General features: G+C 66.2%; 17 protein-coding genes. 15 read left to right on the forward strand and 2 right to left on the reverse strand.

The features are described from left to right. The first annotated feature begins 85 nt into the window (after positions 1–85). The 9 genes from AC6I6S_RS08205 to recJ all read left to right on the forward strand — a co-directional run bounded on the left by AC6I6S_RS08205 (position 86) and on the right by recJ (position 9,257). Positions 86–1,306, forward strand: a complete 1,221-nt coding sequence (locus AC6I6S_RS08205; protein WP_497949392.1) for an outer membrane protein assembly factor BamB family protein — start codon at positions 86–88, stop codon at positions 1,304–1,306. 186 nt (positions 1,307–1,492) lie between these two features. Beyond that, complete coding sequence (gene radA, locus AC6I6S_RS08210) at positions 1,493–2,524, forward strand: DNA repair and recombination protein RadA (RefSeq protein ID WP_497949393.1); 1,032 nt, start codon at positions 1,493–1,495, stop codon at positions 2,522–2,524. A gap of 91 nt (positions 2,525–2,615) precedes the next feature. Beyond that, positions 2,616–2,855 (forward strand): DUF8593 domain-containing protein, encoded by a 240-nt coding sequence (locus tag AC6I6S_RS08215; RefSeq protein ID WP_497949395.1) that lies wholly within the window; start codon positions 2,616–2,618, stop codon positions 2,853–2,855. Between the two features lie 153 nt (positions 2,856–3,008). Then, positions 3,009–3,701 carry a hypothetical protein gene (locus AC6I6S_RS08220; protein WP_497949396.1) on the forward strand — a complete coding sequence of 231 codons (693 nt, stop codon included), beginning with the start codon at positions 3,009–3,011 and terminating at the stop codon, positions 3,699–3,701. Positions 3,702–3,754: 53 nt separating this feature from the next. Further along, a complete protein-coding gene (gene hemC, locus AC6I6S_RS08225) occupies positions 3,755–4,903 on the forward strand; it encodes a hydroxymethylbilane synthase (protein WP_497949397.1) in 1,149 nt (382 codons plus the stop codon). A 1-nt stretch (position 4,904) separates the two neighbouring features. Next, on the forward strand, positions 4,905–5,699 hold the full coding sequence (gene cobA, locus AC6I6S_RS08230) for a uroporphyrinogen-III C-methyltransferase (RefSeq protein ID WP_497949398.1): 795 nt from the start codon (positions 4,905–4,907) through the stop codon (positions 5,697–5,699). A 5-nt stretch (positions 5,700–5,704) separates the two neighbouring features. Then, positions 5,705–6,448 carry a uroporphyrinogen-III synthase gene (locus AC6I6S_RS08235; RefSeq protein WP_497949400.1) on the forward strand — a complete coding sequence of 248 codons (744 nt, stop codon included), beginning with the start codon at positions 5,705–5,707 and terminating at the stop codon, positions 6,446–6,448. Between the two features lie 143 nt (positions 6,449–6,591). Next, positions 6,592–7,734, forward strand: coding sequence for a CapA family protein (locus AC6I6S_RS08240; protein ID WP_497949401.1), 1,143 nt, complete (start codon positions 6,592–6,594; stop codon positions 7,732–7,734). 110 nt (positions 7,735–7,844) lie between these two features. Further along, on the forward strand, positions 7,845–9,257 hold the full coding sequence (gene recJ, locus AC6I6S_RS08245) for a RecJ family nuclease (RefSeq protein WP_497949403.1): 1,413 nt from the start codon (positions 7,845–7,847) through the stop codon (positions 9,255–9,257). On the opposite strand, the gene AC6I6S_RS08250 is transcribed toward recJ, so the two are convergent. After that, positions 9,250–10,002 (reverse strand): PHP-associated domain-containing protein, encoded by a 753-nt coding sequence (locus AC6I6S_RS08250; RefSeq protein WP_497949404.1) that lies wholly within the window; start codon positions 10,000–10,002, stop codon positions 9,250–9,252. The genes recJ and AC6I6S_RS08250 overlap by 8 nt on opposite strands. A 463-nt stretch (positions 10,003–10,465) precedes the next feature. Continuing rightward, on the reverse strand, positions 10,466–11,302 hold the full coding sequence (locus tag AC6I6S_RS08255; protein WP_497949405.1) for a glycerophosphodiester phosphodiesterase: 837 nt from the start codon (positions 11,300–11,302) through the stop codon (positions 10,466–10,468). A gap of 117 nt (positions 11,303–11,419) precedes the next feature. Here AC6I6S_RS08255 and AC6I6S_RS08260 point away from each other — a divergent pair, with 117 nt between their 5' ends. The 6 genes from AC6I6S_RS08260 (at position 11,420) to AC6I6S_RS08285 (ending at position 17,966) form a co-directional block, all read left to right on the forward strand. Further along, positions 11,420–12,253, forward strand: a complete 834-nt coding sequence (locus tag AC6I6S_RS08260; protein WP_497949406.1) for an HAD-IIA family hydrolase — start codon at positions 11,420–11,422, stop codon at positions 12,251–12,253. After that, the gene (locus AC6I6S_RS08265) at positions 12,250–13,494 is read left to right on the forward strand and encodes an MgtC/SapB family protein (RefSeq protein WP_497949408.1); all 1,245 of its coding nucleotides are present in this window, start codon (positions 12,250–12,252) and stop codon (positions 13,492–13,494) included. Before AC6I6S_RS08260 ends, AC6I6S_RS08265 begins: the two co-directional genes overlap by 4 nt. Positions 13,495–13,640: 146 nt before the next feature. Beyond that, entirely contained in the window at positions 13,641–15,023 is a 1,383-nt protein-coding gene (locus AC6I6S_RS08270; RefSeq protein WP_497949409.1) for an ABC transporter substrate-binding protein, read from the forward strand. 22 nt (positions 15,024–15,045) lie between these two features. Continuing rightward, entirely contained in the window at positions 15,046–15,933 is an 888-nt protein-coding gene (locus tag AC6I6S_RS08275) for a carbohydrate ABC transporter permease (protein WP_497949793.1), read from the forward strand. Positions 15,934–15,939: 6 nt separating this feature from the next. After that, positions 15,940–16,827 (forward strand): carbohydrate ABC transporter permease, encoded by an 888-nt coding sequence (locus AC6I6S_RS08280; protein ID WP_497949410.1) that lies wholly within the window; start codon positions 15,940–15,942, stop codon positions 16,825–16,827. A gap of 2 nt (positions 16,828–16,829) precedes the next feature. After that, entirely contained in the window at positions 16,830–17,966 is a 1,137-nt protein-coding gene (locus AC6I6S_RS08285; protein WP_497949412.1) for an ABC transporter ATP-binding protein, read from the forward strand. The last annotated feature ends 20 nt before the right edge of the window (positions 17,967–17,986 follow it).

Consider the following 17,986-nt stretch of genomic DNA (forward strand, 5'->3'; position numbering starts at 1 on the left):
CAAACCGGCCCCGCACACCGCCGACTCGCCGCGACCGCCGACGGATGTCGAGGCTGTTATCCCGACCGCTTCAGTACCTCGAGCCGTGACCGAGTGGAACCAGTTCAGGGGCGACGAGCGGAACTCGGGGCGCCGGTCCGAGTTCGCGGGGCCGGAGCGACTCGAGACGGCGTGGTCCGCCGAGTTCTCCGGGCCCGTCCGAACCGATCCGGTACTCGACCCCGCGGCCGTCTACGTCGGCACCGAGCGGGCGCTTTACGCGTTCGACCGCGATCGCGGCCACCGCCGCTGGGTGCTCGAGGATCTCCCGGCCTCGCCGGTGACGCCGGTCGCAACTCGCGACCGACTGTTTCTCGCGACGACCGACGGCACCGTCTACGCGCTCGAGGCGACCAGCGGCGAGCGCCTGTGGGAAACCGCCGTGGACGGCGACCTGGAGGCCGACGCCGCACTCACCGTCGCCGACGAGGCCGTTCTTCTCGGCACGACGGACGGGATGACGGCGCTCGAGACGGCGACCGGCGACGAGCGGTGGGTACAGGCGAGCGACGGCGCGGTCGTCGGTTCGCCGGCGGTCGGGGACGGCCGCGTCTACGTCGGCACGGCAGAACAGGTGGTTCACGCGTACGCGCTCGACGGCGAGGCCGCGGGAACGGGCAACGAGCGGACCGACGACGGTGGGCAAGAGACAGACGAGCCAGCCGCGGACGAGAGGGCGGGCAGTGGCGGCGCGCTCGACGCCTCGAAGTCAATCAGCCTGGATGCGATCGCGGAGAGCGCGGCAGAGGACGACTCGAGCGACGCGCTCTGGACGGCGCCGACGAACGGAACGGTCGTCGGCGGGCCGACGGTCGAGGAGGGGCGAGTCTACGTCGCCGACGACGCCGGCCGGCTGTTCTCGCTCGACGGGGAGACCGGCCAGACCTACTGCACCTACGAGATGGGCGGCGCGTTCACGGCCGCCCCGACGGTCGTCGGCGACACCGCCTTCGTCGCGGGCGACGACGACTACGTCCACGTCGTGGAGACCTCCTTCGGTACCCGAAAGCTCCGCGGCTGGCTGTTCTCGAAGAAGGGGATCGCCCTCGACGGCGCCATCCGCGGCAACCCCGTCGTCGTCGGCGACGTGCTCTGTGCCAGCGACGAGCGCGGGACGATGTACGGCATCGACGTCGACGACCCCGACTTCGAGTGGCAGTTCGGCCTCGAGCGCCCCGCCTCGAACACCCCCGCGGTCGCCGATGGCCGGCTCTACGTCGGCTGTGCGGACGATCGACTGCACTGTCTGGCGTGGGACCCCCGATAGCGCGACCGCGACGGATCTGCGTCCGGATCGACGCCCGATCAGTAGCCGCACGATTGACGCCTCCCCCATTCCTCTTCCTACGTAAACGTCAGGATCGCTTTCAGGACGGACCCGCACCGTCCGGCACTTTCACTTTCACTCCCCTGTTAACGAGGGTTTATGAGGTGTCCGGGGCAACGAGCTATCATGGCAGACGTAGACCTCGAGACGCTCCCCGGCGTGGGACCGGCAACGGCAGACAAACTCGCGGATGCAGGCTACGATTCCTACCAGAGCCTGGCCGTCGCCTCCCCCTCCGAGCTGTCGAACACCGCCGACGTGGGCGAATCGACGGCGAGTGACATCGTCCGTGCGGCCCGCGACGCCGCGGACATCGGCGGCTTCGAAACCGGCTCGACCGTGCTCGAGCGACGTAATCAGATCGGGAAACTCAGCTGGCACATCGACCAGGTCGACGACCTCCTCGGCGGCGGCGTCGAGACCCAGTCGATCACCGAGGTGTACGGTGAGTTCGGCGCCGGCAAGTCCCAGGTCACCCACCAGATGGCCGTCAACATCCAGCTTCCCAAGGAGGTCGGCGGTCTCCACGGCAGCGTCATCTTCATCGACTCCGAGGACACGTTCCGCCCCGAGCGGATCGACGACATGGTTCGCGGCCTCCCCGAGGAAGCGATCGAAGCCGCTCTCGAGGACCGCGAGATCGAGGGCAGCCCCGGCGACGAGGAGACGATGGACGAACTCGTCGCGGACGTCCTGGAGAAGATCCACGTCGCGAAGGCGTTCAACTCGAACCACCAGATGCTCTTAGCGGAGAAGGCAAAGGAGATCGCGAGCGAGCACGAGGACAGCGAGTACCCGGTTCGGCTGCTCTGTGTCGACTCGCTGACCGCCCACTTCCGCGCGGAGTACGTCGGGCGTGGCAACCTCGCCAACCGCCAGCAGAAGCTCAACAAGCACCTCCACGACATCGACAAGGTCGGCAACCTCTACAACGCCGCCGTCATCGTCACGAACCAGGTCTCCTCGAACCCCGACGCGTTCTTCGGCGACCCGACCAAACCGATCGGCGGTAACATCCTCGGCCACAAGTCGACGTTCCGCATCTACCTCCGCAAGTCCAAGGGCGACAAGCGGATCGTCAAACTGGTCGACGCGCCGAACCTCGCCGACGGTGAGGCCGTGATGCGGGTTCAGGACGGCGGCCTGAAGCCCGAGTAAGATTCGAGCTCTCGCCACACGCACCTCCCCCGTCGAAGCCGGCACATGTCGGGACCAGCTATAACCCGCTGTCAGGTGGAGGCCGAAACGCATGTGCGCTAGCTTCACCGACGACGACGAGGGAAAGCCCGTCGTAAACGCAAACGGCGAACGAATCGGAATGATCGAGGAGGTCGAAGGCGGGATGGTTCACGTCAATCCGGATCCGGGCGTCACCGACACGATCAGGTCGAAACTCGGCTGGGGAGACGCGGACGGAGAGACCTACACGCTCGAGGAGGACAACGTCGAGTCGATCACCGACGACGAAGTCCAGTTGCGCCAGCTTTGAGCCCCCGACGAACACGACATTTCGTTCTTTTCGACCCGACTGACAGTCGCGACGGACGGCCACGTCCCGAATCCGCTCCGAGTTAACCCCGCGAGGGAACCGGGGCTCGAGCGGCAGACGTATCCCGGATGATCCGGTAGTTCCTCGCACGTGATGAGTCAGGGGGAGCGAGCGAACGAGTCAGCCGAGACGTGGGCCCGCGTCGCCGAACGCCTGTGTTTTCTGTATCCGCCGGTGCTCGGCGTCGGCGCGATCGGCGTCGTCCGGGAACTCGATCCGGGCGTCCCGGGGCTTCAGTGGGGGCTGGTGCTGTTCGGCACCTTCGGCTACACGCTGTTGAGCCTCGGACTGGCGCTCGCGCTGTTTCTCGACGCCCGCCGGGTTCGCTCGAGGAGCGACTGGTCGCCGAACCCCTGGCTCAACGCCCTGTTCGCGCTTCTGCTTGCGCCCGTGCTGCTGTCACCCGCCGCCGGAGTGAGCTATCTCTACCGTCGTCATCGGCAGTTTTCCACTCCCGCCGGCTGGAGCGGCTGGTGGCTCGTGATCGCGCTCTCGCTGGGGACCACCGCGTTCGCGATCGCGGGTGCGATCGTCGCGGTTATCCTCCAGATTCCGGGGCTGCTGGCGACGGTCGTCGGGATCGCCGGCGCGATCGCCGTCGGAACGTTTCCGATCGCGATCCACCAGGACGCCGCCTACGTCAGCGCCCGCGGAGGGGGCTGGCAGCCGAACCCCGCGGGCTATCTCGGACTGGCGTTTCTCAGCCTGTTCGTTCCCGTCTTCCAGCCGATGCTGGCCGCCTACTACCTCCTGCGCCGGCGACGGGCCTCGAGACGGTGGCCCTGACCCCGCGGCGCGTAAGCGTGCGCTTTTAATCGCGCCAGCGCCGACTGTCGGCCATGAGAACACGCGGGACGTTGCGACTGGCGACGCGGGGGTCGGCGCTGGCGCGGCGACAGGCCGCCCTCGTCACAGAGGCACTCGAGAACCGCCGCTACGAGGTCGAACTCGTCACCGTCGAGACGACGGGCGACCAGATCAGGGACGAACTGATCCACCGGCTGGGCAAGACCGGCGCGTTCGTCCGCGAACTCGACGAGCGCGTCCTCGAGGGCGACCTCGACGGCGCGATCCACTCGATGAAGGACATGCCGACCGAACAGCCCGACGAACTCGTCACCGCCGCGGTTCCCGAGCGCGGACGACCGGGGGACCTGCTGCTCACCCCCGACGGGAAGACGCTCGAGGAGCTTCCGGAGGGCGCCGTCGTCGGCACCTCGAGTCTCCGCCGGCGCGCACAGCTGCTCGCCCGGCGACCGGACCTCGAGATCGAGCCGCTGCGCGGCAACGTCGACACGCGCCTCGAGAAGCTGCTCGCGCCGAGGCTCCAGGAAGAACACCGGGAGCGCCAGGAAGACGAGCGGGAGCGAGGGGACGACGACTACAAGCCGACGTACGAGGACGACCGCAGCGTCGACGACTGGTTCGACGGGCTCTCGGAACTCGAGAAGCAAGCCCTCGGCCGCGAGGTCGACACCGAGTACGACGCGATCGTGCTGGCGGCGGCGGGGATCGAACGCAGCGGTCTCGACCACCACGTCGAGTTTCAGTCGCTGCCGACAGCCGAGTTCGCTCCCGCGCCGGGCCAAGGCGCACTCGCCGTAACGGCCATCGACGGCGAGACGGCCCGCGGGATCAACGAGGCGATCGACCACCCCCGCAGTCGCGTCGAGACGACCGTCGAGCGAACGCTGCTCGCCGAACTCGGCGGCGGCTGTATCGCGCCGATCGGCGTCTACGCGGTCGTCCAGGGCGAGTACGTCCACGCGACCGTCCAGGTGTTCGACCGAAACGGCGAGGAGTCGGTGGTGGCCTCGCGGGATCTACCGGTGTCGAACTACGCGCCGGCCGCTCGCGAGTTCGCGGAGGATCTGGCCGACCGCGGGGCGGCGACCCTGATCGAGACCGCGCGGCGGGCCGCAGACGAGGACGAGGAACCGGACCTCGAGGACGAGGGGGACGGCGCCGGTTCGGCCGAGAGGCGCTGAGATGCCCGGAACCGTCTACCTCGTCGGCAGCGGCCCCGGGGACCCCGAACTGCTGACGGTGAAGGCCAAACGGCTGCTCGAGGAGGCCGACGTCGTCCTCCACGACAAGCTTCCCGGCCCCGAGATCATCGACCTGCTTCCCGACGAACGCAGCGAGGACGTCGGCAAGCGCGCCGGCGGCGAGCGCACCCCGCAATCGGAGATCAACGAGCGGCTGGTCGAGCTTGCTGCGGACGGGAAAACCGTGGTTCGACTGAAGGGCGGGGACTCGTTCGTCTTCGGCCGCGGCGGCGAGGAAGCGGAGTACCTCGCCGATCACGAGGTGCCGTTCGAGGTCGTTCCGGGCGTCACCTCCCCGATCGCCGCGCCCGCCGTCGCCGGAATTCCCGTTACGCACCGCGATCACGCCTCCTCGGTCTCGTTCGTCACGGGCCACGAGGACCCGACGAAGGCGGAGTCGGCGATCGACTGGGAAGCCCTCGCCGCCACTGGCGGAACGATCGTCGTCCTGATGGGCGTCGGCCGACTGCCCGACTACACCGCGGCGCTGGCCGAGGCCGGAATGGCACCCGAAACCCCCGTGGCGCTGATCGAGCGGGGCACCTGGCCGGATCAGCGGGTCGCGACGGGCACCCTCGAGACCATCGTCGACGTCCGTGACGAGGCCGGAATCGAGCCGCCGGCGGTGACCGTTATCGGCGATGTCGCGGGGACGAGAGAGCGAGTGCTCGAGTTCCTCGCGAACGGGGCCGGCGCCGACGACCGGACCGAACCGACCGCGAACGACGGGGTGTAGCACGCGTGCGAGACCTCTCAGTCGCCGTCTTCCGCCCGGACGACGAGCGCCTCGCCGACGCGGTCGAACTGATCGATTCGCTGGGGGCGATGCCGGTTCCCGATCCGATGCTGTCGATCGATCCCACGGGAGCGACCCCCCGCGAGGACGCCGACTACGTCGTGCTGACGAGCAAGACCGGCGCGGAGCTCGTCGCGGATGCGGCGTGGAATCCGAGCGAAGCGACCGTCTGCGTCATCGGGCCGAAAACGGGCGACGCCGTCCGCGAGGCGGGCTACGCGGTCGATATCGTTCCCGAGGAGTACACCTCGAGCGGGCTCGTCTCGGTGCTCGAAAACGACGTCGACGGCGCCCGCGTCGAGGTCGCCCGTAGCGATCACGGCAGTCCGGTGTTACTCGAGGGCCTCGAGGCAGCCGGCGCGTACGTCCACGAGACGGTGCTCTACCGGCTCGTCCGCCCCGAGGGAAGCGGCGAGTCAGCCGAGATGGCCGCCGCCGGCGAACTCGACGCCGCCTGCTTCACCTCGTCGCTGACCGTCGAGCACTTTCTCGAGGCGGCCGCCGCTCACGGGGTGGGGGAGGCGGCGGTCGCGGGGCTCGAGGACGCGACCGTCGGCGTCATCGGCGAGCCGACGCGGAAGACCGCGGCCGCCCGCGGAATCGACGTCGACCTCGTCGCGAGTGAGGCGACGTTCGAAACACTAGCCTGCGAAACCGTCGAGGCAGCGGCGCCAACCTACCACGACTGACCGGCTCAGCGGGCGCTGCGACCGGCCCGAATAATTTTACCAGTTGCATCGAAAGGGCGGTCAATGAACGCACCGGTTCAGAACAGCCGACGGGCGTCCTGGAACGCTCTCGAGGCCCACTGCCGAGCAGCGCGCCGAGAACCATGACCGGAAGCCGGCGGCGGTTTCTCGCTGCCGCGACCGTCGCACTCGGCGGGTGTGCCGACCTGAACTCGACGTCGGTCGGCGACCACGGCGAGAACGACTCGGTTTTCGACGACGATCACCGCGAGAGCGAACCCGAGTTCGAACACGAGCGCGACGGGACAACTATCGGATTCGCCGGCGACGCCATGCTCGGACGGAGCGTGGATAACTACTACGGGGACGCCGGCGACCCGGCACACGTCTGGGGCGACCTCCGGCCGCGACTCGAGTCGCTCGATGCCGTCTGCTGCAACCTCGAGTGTTGCCTCTCGACGCGCGGCGAGCAGTTTCCGGACCGGACCTACTACTTTCGCGCCGATCCCGAGTGGGCGGTCCCGGCGCTCCAGGCGGGAAACGTCCGGTTCGCCTCGCTGGCGAACAACCACATGCTCGATTACGGACCGACGGCGCTGGTCGACACGCTCGAGGCGCTCGCCGGCGGCGGTATCGACCACGCGGGGGCCGGCGAGACGCCGGCGGAGGCGTATGCGCCAGCGTCGTTTTCGGTCGACGGCGTCGACGTCGCGGTCGTCTCCATCGCGGATCACTTCGAGGAGTACGGCGTCACCGACGAGCGGGCAGGAACGGCCTACGCCGAGTCCGATCCCGAGGACGAGGAGACACAACGGGTCGTTGGCGATGCCCTCGATCGGGCGCAAGCGACCGACCCGGATCTGCTGGTCCTCTCGGTACACTGGGGCCCGAACTGGGTCGAGTATCCGGATCAGGTGTACGTCGACTTCGCCCACTGGCTGATCGAGGCGGGCGTCGACGTCGTCCACGGCCACAGCGCCCACATTTCACAGGGGGTCGAACGGTACAACGACGGGTTGATCCTCCACGATACCGGCGACATCGTCAACGACTACGTCGTTAAGGACGAGATTCGCAACGACCGGAGCTTCCTCTTCGAAGTCGGCGTCGCCAACGACGGGACCCTCGAGGATCTCCGACTCGTTCCCGTCGTGATCGACGACTACACCGTCAACCGCGCGGACGACGACGACGTCGCGTGGCTCCAGGAGACGATGCGCGAGCGCTCGGCGCCGTTCGAGACGAACTACGAGCGAGACGAGGACCACCTGTTGCTCTCGCTGTAGTCGATCCGGGTGACCGGAGTCGTTGCAGACCGGCGAGACGAGACTCTGGTGAGTCGCCACGCGAGTCAGTGACCGCAGGTTTATCCCGGAAGCCGCCCCACTCTCGAGCGATGGCAGTACCGGTTCCCGAACTCGAGGAGCGAGCGACCGCGTGTGCAGACCACCTCCGCGGCTGCGACCGCGTGTTACTCGCGTCCCACATCGATGCCGACGGGCTCACCAGCGCGGCGGTCGCCGCGAGCGCACTCGAGCGGGCGGCGATTCCCTTCGAGACGGTCTTCGAGAAACAGCTCGACGAGGAGGCGATTTCCGGGATCGCGGCGACCGACTACGACACCGTACTCTTCACCGACTTCGGGAGCGGCCAGCTCGACGTCATCGGCGAGTACGAATCGGCAGACGCGTTCACCCCCGTGATCGCCGATCACCACCAGCCGGCCGAAACGGATACCGACTACCACCTCAACCCCCTGCTGTTCGGCATCAATGGCGCTTCGGAGCTGTCGGGCGCCGGCGCCAGCTACGTCCTCGCACGGGCACTCGAGCCAGACGAGGTCGACAACCGCGACCTCGCGGCGCTCGCGGTGGTGGGCGCCGTCGGCGACATGCAGGCGTCGGGGGGCGAACTCCACGGCGCGAACGCGAAGATCGTCGCCGAAGGCGAGGCCGCGGGCGTCCTCGAGACCGCGACCGACCTCGCGCTCTACGGCAAGCAGACCCGGCCGCTGCCGAAGCTGCTCGAGTACGCCACGGATGTCAACATTCCCGGCATCTCGAACGACGCGAACGGCGCGCTGCGGTTTCTCGACGGGCTCGACCTCGAGTTGAAACGCGACGGCGAGTGGCGCCGCTGGGCCGAGTTGACGAGCGAGGAAAAGCAACTGGTCGCGAGCGCGCTGGTCAAGCGGGCCGTCTCGAAGGGCGTCCCCGCCGGCAAGATCGACAGCCTCGTCGGCACCGCCTACGTGCTCAGCGACGAGGCAGTCGGCACCGAACTCCGCGACGCCAGCGAGTTCTCAACGCTGCTCAACGCCACCGCGCGCTACGAGCGCGCCGACGTCGGCCTCGGCGTCTGTCTGGGCGACCGGGAGGGTGCGCTCGAGCGGGCCCGTCAGCTCCTGCGGGACCACCGACGGAACCTCTCGGAGGGAATCTCGCTCGTCACGGAGGAGGGTGTCACCCACGAAGACCACCTCCAGTGGTTCCACGCGGGCGACCGCATCCGCGAGACGATCGTCGGCATCGTCGCCGGCATGGCCGTCGGGAACGACGGCATCAGCCGGGGAAAGCCGATCGTCGCCTTCGCCGACAAGAACGACGCGGAGGTGAAGGTCTCCGGCCGCGGCACGCACAGCCTCGTTCGCGACGGACTCGATCTCTCGGTCGTACTGGGGGAGGCCGCCCGGGAAGTGGGTGGCGACGGCGGCGGCCACGACGTCGCAGCGGGGGCGACGGTTCCAAAGGGGGAAGAAGAGCGGTTTCTCGAGTACGCCGACGACCTCGTGGGCGACCAGCTTACCTAGTGCGATCCATCGACGCCGGCACCGTCGGCACCAGCGGCGCCCGCGAGGTCAGCAGGTAGGCGGACTTCCGGATCGCCCCCTTGGTGTACTGGACGGTGCTCTTGTGGACCGGCGTGCGCTTGCCCCTGATCTGGGTTCGGCCCTCGAGGATCGCGTCGACGAGGTCGTCACCGTCGATATCCGCCTTCGCCGCCCCGTTTTTCGGCGAGACGAGAAGTTCCGTATAGGCGCGACCGACGTTCGGGAGGTAATGGGCGTCGCTGGCGCCGATCTCCGGATAGTCGCGCCGGCGAGCGAACGTCCGCGCGCGACGGTTGCGATAGCCCGTAAAGAGCATCGAGTTGTACGCCTCGATAGCGTCCGCGTCCCTGATGTGTCTCTTGCGGACGCCGTGGCGGCTGCGCTGGAACGGGTGCGGAACGACCGCGACGCCGCCGAGTTCGCGCACCCGTTCGACGGTTTTCATGAACGGGCGGCCCGGGTCCGGTCGCTCCTCGACGCCGACCGCGAGCAGGTGGCCGTGTCGCGTCGACACCTCGACGCCGGGGATGCCGACGAGCCCGTACTCGGGTGCGATGGAGGCTGCACGCAGCGACTCGCCGATTTCGTCGTGGTCGGTGATCACTACGCCGTCGAGACCGATATCCGCCGCGTGCTCCAGGATCAGTTCGATCGGTTCGTGGCCGTCGTAGGAATCGTCCGAGTGGACGTGAAAATCGATGGCGAACGGAATCTGAGACGTCATAGACACACCATCAGGAGGACTGATTATCCACAATACCTCGCTGAGGCGCATAAACACTGCGCTGTGGTTCGGGTGGTGTGACGCCCCGCGTTCGATATCACGTTATGTGGTTTATCGACAGGGGGCGTTCGTGCCGTGGTCGATCCGGCCGGCTGCAACGCGTCGTTGGCGACGGCAACCGGCGACCCGACCGCCGGACCCCTCGTGTGTGCTGGTCGAGGAGTACTGGCGAGCGACAGACGAGTTCTTGGCTCCCCTACCCCGTGGTGGGTAGTTCCCGTCTTGGCGCGTGCGAGCTCGCGAGAGGAGCCCGCGGAAACTCCGATCAGAGGCGCTCAGGGAGCGGTCCGTCGGTCTCTCGAGAGACAGACGCGAGATCGGTCCGAAGACGCCATCAACCATATGGCGGTATACTAAATACGGAGGCCGAAGCCAACGCTCGAAGTCTCGGGGGCGAGTCGATTCAAGAAAGCGGTGAACAGATATCCGTGATCAGGCCGTCAACGCCGGCGGTGCGAAGGCGGTCCGCCGTACGGGGGCGGGTAATCGTCCAGGGTTCGACGAGCAAGCCACGGTCGTGTGCCCGCTCGACGAGCTCCGTTCTGAGACAGAGCTCGAGGCGTGGATGAATCGCGACGCACCCGAGGTCTGCGGCGGTGTCGAGCCACTCGCGGACCTCCATTCGAGGGTAGATCGGGACCGAGCTTCGCGCGACGACCGGCCGGAACCGACGAGCCAGCCAGGGTTCCCGGACGATCAGTGCGGTCTCGCGATCGAGTTCGGTCACCTCCTGGAGAATCGACGGCGAGAACGACGAGAACAGCACGTCGCCGCCGAACTCGATGGCGAGATCGTGGGCCGCCGCTGCGATTCCCTCGACTTTGAGGTCGAACACCAGATCGACCGACGGCGAGGCGACCTCGAGAACCTCCTCGAGGGTCGGAATCGGCTCTCCGGTCTCGTGGATCGAGAGTTCGCGGAGTTCGTCGGCCGTGTGATCGGCGACCGGACCGCTTCCGCCGGTAATCCGATCGACGGTGGCGTCGTGAACGACGACGATCTCCCCGGTTGCGGCCCGTCTGAGATCGAGTTCGATCGCATCGACCAGTTCGGCGGCCCGGTCGACGGCCTCCAATGAGTTTTCCGGGAACTCGTGTGCACACCCGCGGTGGCCGACGACGCGCGGATCGCCGGATTGGGTGCCGGTCGGCGACGACAGCGTGAATCCGCTGATGCTGCCACCGAGTACGCACGCGGCGGGGAGATCCCGGAGGAACGTTCGCCTCGGGTACCGGCCCATACCACCCCTCGGGCACGCACGCCGATAAACATCGGGCGCAGATAGTATATAGCACTATATAGCAAGATATAGGGGTACGTACGATATTGGGCGATACGCATACCACGGGGACCAGCAGTGAACAGCAACCTCACCACGCAGACGGATCGAGAGAGCCCACCGAGCGAGCCCACGATCTCCGGGGCGATCATCGACCTCGACGGGACCGTCTACCGGGGCGACAGTCCGATCAGCGGCGCGTGCGATGGAATCGAACACCTGCGCTCCACCGGGATAGACGTCCTGTTTCTCACGAATAAGCCGATCGAGCGGCGAGAGGTCTACCTCGAGAAACTTCGAGCCGCCGGAATCGAGGTCTCGCGCTCGTCGCTCGTCACCTCGGCGGCGCTCACGGCCGACTACCTGGCGGCGACCCATCCCGACGACCCGGTATACGTCGTCGGTGAGCGGCCGCTGCTCGACGAACTGGCCGCGGCCGGTCTCGAGATCACCGCGACCCCCGCCGAGGCCGAGGTGGTCCTGGCATCGATGGATCGATCGTTCGAGTACGGCGTCCTCGAGGACGTTCTCGAAGCGTTCGAGACCGACCCGGCGTTCTACGCGACCAACCCGGACCGGACCTGCCCGGTCGAGGGAGGCGAGATCCCGGACGCCGGAGCGATGATCGGTGCGATCGAGGGGCTCGTCGGACGCGAACTCGACGCGGTGCTCGGGAAACCCTCGTCGGTCGCCGCCGAGACGGCCGCGGATCGTCTCGGGGCCCCTCCGGCGGAGTGTCTGATGGTGGGTGATCGCCTCGAGACGGACATCGAAATGGGCGCTCGTACCGGGATGACGACGGCGCTCGTCTTATCGGGTGTCTCGGATCGAGCGGACGTGGCGAACGCCGCGGTCACCCCCGACTACGTCCTCGAGTCGCTCGGAGCGGTGGGGACGGTGATCGGTCGATGATCGAGTTTGAACTCCTCGCGTACATGGACGAAGAAGTCTTCAAACTCGTCCTGGCGACGTTGCTCGGGATGTTCCTGGGCCTCGAGCGCGAGTGGTCCCAGAAGTCAGCAGGCATCCGAACGTTCGCGCTGATCAGCCTGCTGGCGGCGGTGTTCACGATCGTCGACCACGACGGACTGGTGCTGATCGGCGGACTGCTGATCATCGCCCACGCCGTGTTGCTCGCCGTCCAGAGTTTCATCGAAGAGGAGATCGACGGCCTCTCGCTGACGACCTCGGTCTCGATGCTCGTCGCCTACAGCATCGGCGCGCTCGTCGCGAACGGCTTTTTCATCGAGTCCGTGACGGTCGCCGTCCTGTCGTCGCTGCTGTTGGTGTTGAAGCGCGAACTCCACGAGTTCGCGTGGGGGCTCAGCCGCGAGGAGGTCCGGAGCGCGGTCGAGTTCGTCATCCTCGCGTTCGTGATCTACCCGCTGTTACCCGCCGAACCCGTCGATCCGTGGGGAGCGATCGAGCCGCGGCTGGTCTGGTCGCTGGTCATCGCGATCAGCGCGATCGGCTTCGTCAACTACGTCCTCGTCAAGAAATACCAGGGGAAGGGGATCGCCGTCACCGGCTTCTTCGGCGGCCTGGTGAACTCGACGGCCGTCGTCGCGGAGATGGGCAAGCGCGCCACGAACCAGTCCGGCCTGCTCGGACTCGCCGTCAGTGCGATCTTGCTCGCGAACGCGGCGATGGCGGTCCGAAACGCCGTGATCGTCGTGGCGTTCGTCCCGGAGGCCGCCGTCGTAATCGGCGCACCGCTCGGCGCGATCGCGCTCACCGGCGTGGGGATCGCCGTCTGGAAGAGTGACTGGCAGGCGAGCGTCGACACCGACCTCACCTCCCCGTTCAGTCTCCGGAACGCGCTCACCTTCGGCGCGCTGTTCTTGCTCGTTCTGGTGCTCTCGATCGGCGCAGAGAACGCCTTCGGCGCGAGCGGGTTCATCGCGACGACGTTCCTCGCGGGGCTGGTCTCGAGTGGCACCGCGACGGCGACGGCGGTCACGCTGATGAGTTCCGGCGAGATCACCTACGAGACGGCCGTCGCGGGCGTGATCGCCGGCACGGCGGCGAGCATCCTCGTCAAGACCGCCTTCGCCGCGAGCATCTCTCGAGAGCTCGTGCGACCGGTGTTGTTCTGGAATCTCGTTCTGATCGGGATCGGAGCCGTCGTCGGCGTTCCGACGTTGCTACTGTAGGAATAAATGAGTGTACGCGTATACATCTATGGTCCCGTACCCATGAGTAAATAATCCTCATGTACATCGATTTTGAACCTATCAAATAAGTTGAGTAGGAAGTGAAATCCGTAATTATAAATAACACAAATGGATACCGAACAGGTATGGCAGGGAAACACTCACGGCGAACGTTGCTAAAGGGAACGGGTGCTGCGACGGTAGCCGCACTCGCGGGTTGTCTCGGGGAAGATAACGGCGACGCGGACGACGTCGACGAGCCGGACGACGACGTGTTGACGGTGTGGCACGCGATGGGGGGCGGCTCGGGGGACCTCCTCAACGACATGGTCGAGCGGTTCGACGGCGCCGAGACCGAATCCGAGTACCAGGGGAGCTACGAGGACATCCTGAACAGTCTGTTCGGTGCGATCGAAGCGGACCAGATGCCCGAGGTCGTGATGATCGACAGCCTGCACAACCAGCAGGTGCTCGACACGGAGGCGACCCAGTCGGCCGAGGATCTCCTCCCCGACGACTACCCCATCGACGACCTCGTCAGCGCCGTCCAGGACTTCTTCGTCGTCGACGGCAACCTGCACTCGATGCCGTTCAACAACTCGAACGCCATCCTCTACTACAACAAAAACGCCTACGAGGAGGCGGGACTCGACCCCGAGGAGCCGCCGGCCACCCTCGAGGACGTCCGCGAACACTCCGAAGCGCTCGTCGAGTCCGGCGCGACGGAGTACGGGATCACCTGGCCGAACCACGTCTGGTTCGTCGAAACGTGGTACTCGCTCGCAAACGAGTTGATCCTCGACAACGAGAACGGTCACGACGGCTCGCCGACGACGATGCACGCCGACACCGACTTCGCCCACGACCTCTGGACGTGGTGGCGCGAGATGTACGAAGACGACCTCTACCTCAACCCCGGTATCGAGGCGTGGAGCGAGGCCCGAAGCGCGTTCCTCACGGGTGACGTCGGGATCAAACTCGACTCGACGGCCGCCGTCGAGGCGACGATGGCGGGTGCCGAAGGCGACGTCGACGAAGACGAAGTCGACGAGGACGACGTCGACACGTTCGAACTCGGCACCGGGTTCTACCCCTCGCCGACCGAAGACCGCACCGGCGTCGTCATCGGCGGCGCCTCCCTATGGGTCAGCGGCCAGATGAGCGACGACCGCGCCGAGCAGGTCGGCGACCTGCTCGCCGACCTGGGCTCCGTCGAGAGCCAGATCGAGTGGCACCAGGGCAGCGGCTACTACCCGATCCGCGAGGAGGCGATCGACCAGCTCGAAGACGAGGGCTGGTTCGACGAACAGCCCCACTACGCGACGGCGTTCGACCAGCTACTCGAGTCCGAGACGACGCCCGCGACGTTGCGGATGCTCGTCGGTCCGGCCCGCGAGGTCCAGTTGCGGATCCAGGAGGCTTCCCAGGACATCTTCTCGGGATCGGTCAGCGTCGAGGACGGCCTCGCGGACATGCAAGCCGACGTCGAGGAGGAACTCGAGCGCTACGACCGCGTCGCGAACCAGTAACCGCGGCTCCGGCTTCGTTTTCATCATGACACGAGAAATATACAACCGCTCCTGGCTCGCGTATCTGTTGCTGTTACCGACGCTGGTCGTCTCGGTCGTCTTCCTCTACTATCCCGCGATCCAGGCGGCTCACCTGAGCCTCTACGAAACGCTCCAGTTCGGGACGGTTCGGCTGTGGACCGGCCTCGGCAACTACCAGTACCTGCTCACCTCGAGCGATTACCACAGCAGCATCGGCGTCACGATCCTGTTCTCGCTGATCGTGATCGCCGGCGTGATGGCGATCTCGCTGCTCATCTCGTATCTGATCTACGAGGTGAGCGTCGGCAAGTCGTCGTACCTGATCGCGGCGATCTGGCCGTACGCGCTGCCGCCGGCAGTGGCGGGGATCGTCTTCTTCTACATCATCCACCCCAGTCTCGGGGTGTTGACGACGCCGATCGAGGCGATCTTCGGCGTGAACGTCGACTGGTTCACGAACGGCACGCAGGCCTTTATCATCGTCACCGTTGCGGTGATCTGGAAGCAGATCGGCTACAACGTGATCTTCATGATTGCGGCGCTGAACAACGTCCCCGACACGCTCGGCGAGGTGGCGGACCTTGACGGCGTCGGGAAGTTCAAGCGGCTCGTCCGGGTGTACACGCCGCTGATCTCGCCGACGCTGATCTTCCTGATCGTCATGAACACGATCTACGCGTTCTTCCACACGTTCGCGTTCATCGACATCCTGACCCAGGGCGGCCCCGGCGGCGCGACCAACATCATGATCTACGACCTCTACCGCAACGCCTTCGAGTTCAACAACCACGGGCTGGCCTCGGCCCAATCGGTGATCCTGTTCTTCGTCGTCGGGATCCTGATGTACGCCCAGCTCCGCCTCTCCGACCGCTACGCACACTACGGGTGATCACACGTGAGCACACACACACAATCCGAAACGGGATCTGAGGACTCGAGCGCCAGCACGACCTCGCTCGGCGCGAACTGGAACCTGGGACGGCTGTTCCTCCACGGGACGCTCGGCTTCGTCGTCTTCGTGATGGCGCTGCCGATCCTGATCGCGGCGCTGGTGAGCACCCAGGAGGTCGGCCTCGTCAACAGCTTCGGCGACCTGCTGCCGGGCGAACACCTGATCGAGAACTACCGGACGGTGATGACGGATTACAACTTCGGCGTCTACCTGCTGAACTCGTTTATCATGTCGGTCATCATCGTCGTCGGCAAGCTCGCCATCTCACTGCTGGCGGCGCTGGCGATCGTCTACTACGATTTCCCGTTCAAGAACGTGATGTTCCTGATCATCCTCTTTACGCTGATGCTGCCGGTGCCGGTCAGGTTCGTCCCGCTGTTTAACATCGTGACGGACCTGGGCTGGTACAACAGCATGCTCGCGCTCACCATCCCCTATCTCGCGAGTGCGACGACCGTCTTCTTGCTGCGCCAGCACTTCTACTCGATCCCCGAGTCGATCGTCGAGCAGGCGAAACTCGACGGCATCGGCCCCTTCAAGTTCCTCGTCTACGTGCTGATCCCGATGTCGAAGGGGATGCTCGCCGGCGTCTCCGTCATCATGTTCATCTACGCCTGGAATCAGTATCTCTGGCCGCTGGTCATCATCGACTCCCAGAGCCAGCAGGTGACCCAGGTCGGGATCACCCTGCTCCAGGGGGACATCCAGGCCGGCGAGTTGCAGTGGTCGATCGTGATGGCCGGCGCGATCATCACGCTCATCCCGCCGCTGCTCGCGCTGATCGCCTTCAGAAAGCCGCTCCTCGAGACGTTCGGGGTCCAACAGAAGTAACCATGACGAACATAACGCTCAACAGCATCACGAAGCAGTTCGACGACGTAACGGCAGTGAACTCGATCGACCTCGCGGTCGAAGACGGCGAGTTCCTCGTCCTCGTCGGCCCCTCGGGCTGCGGGAAGTCGACGACGCTCCGCATGCTCGCCGGCCTCGAGGGCGTCACCGACGGCGACCTCGTCGCCGGCGGCACCGAGATCACTCACTTAGAACCCAAAGAGCGCAACGTCGCGATGGTGTTCCAGAACTACGCGCTCTACCCCCACATGACCGCCAAGCGGAACATGACCTTCGGCATGAAATCGGCGGGTGATTACACCGACGAGGAGATCGAACAGCGCGTGACCGAAGCAGCGGCGATCCTCGACATCGAAGACCTCCTCGGACGCAAACCCAAGGCGCTCTCCGGTGGGGAGCGCCAGCGAGTCGCCATCGGACGGGCGCTGGTCCGCGATCCGGACTACCTGCTGATGGACGAGCCGCTGTCGAACCTCGATGCGAAACTCCGCATCCAGATGCGCGCGGAGCTCAGCCAGCTCCACGACGAACTCGGGACGACAACGGTGTACGTCACCCACGACCAGACCGAGGCGATGACTCTCGGCGACCGCGTCGCGGTGATGAACGACGGCGAGATCCAGCAGGTCGCCAGCCCGCAGGAACTCTACGACTACCCCGCGAACCGGTTCGTCGCGGAGTTCATCGGCAGCCCCGCGATGAACGGGATTCCGGTCGAACTCAGCTCGGCCGGCGACGGCGTCGTCGCGAGGAACGAGGACGTCCAGATCGAACTCCCCGAGACGGACGACCTCGAGAACATCGGCGAGCGCGAGGCGGTGCTCGGAGTTCGCCCGGAGGATCTGCACCAGGAGCGGGCGGCTTCACAGAACCGAGTCGACGCCACCGTCCAGGTGACCGAACCCCTCGGCGACCGGATGCTGTTACACGGCACCGTCAGCGATGAGGTGGTCAAGTTCCAGATCGGCGCCCGCTCGCATCTCGACCCCGGCGAGTCGGTGAGCTTCGGAACCGATCCCGAGCGTCTGCACCTGTTCGATCCGGAGACCGGCGAGACCCTGTATCACTCCGACCGGCCGCTCGCGCGACGAGAAAAGTCGACAGCGAAGCAACAGTAATATCCGCCGCCCCCACCGTC

Source organism: Natrononativus sp. DTA114 (assembly GCF_059736515.1).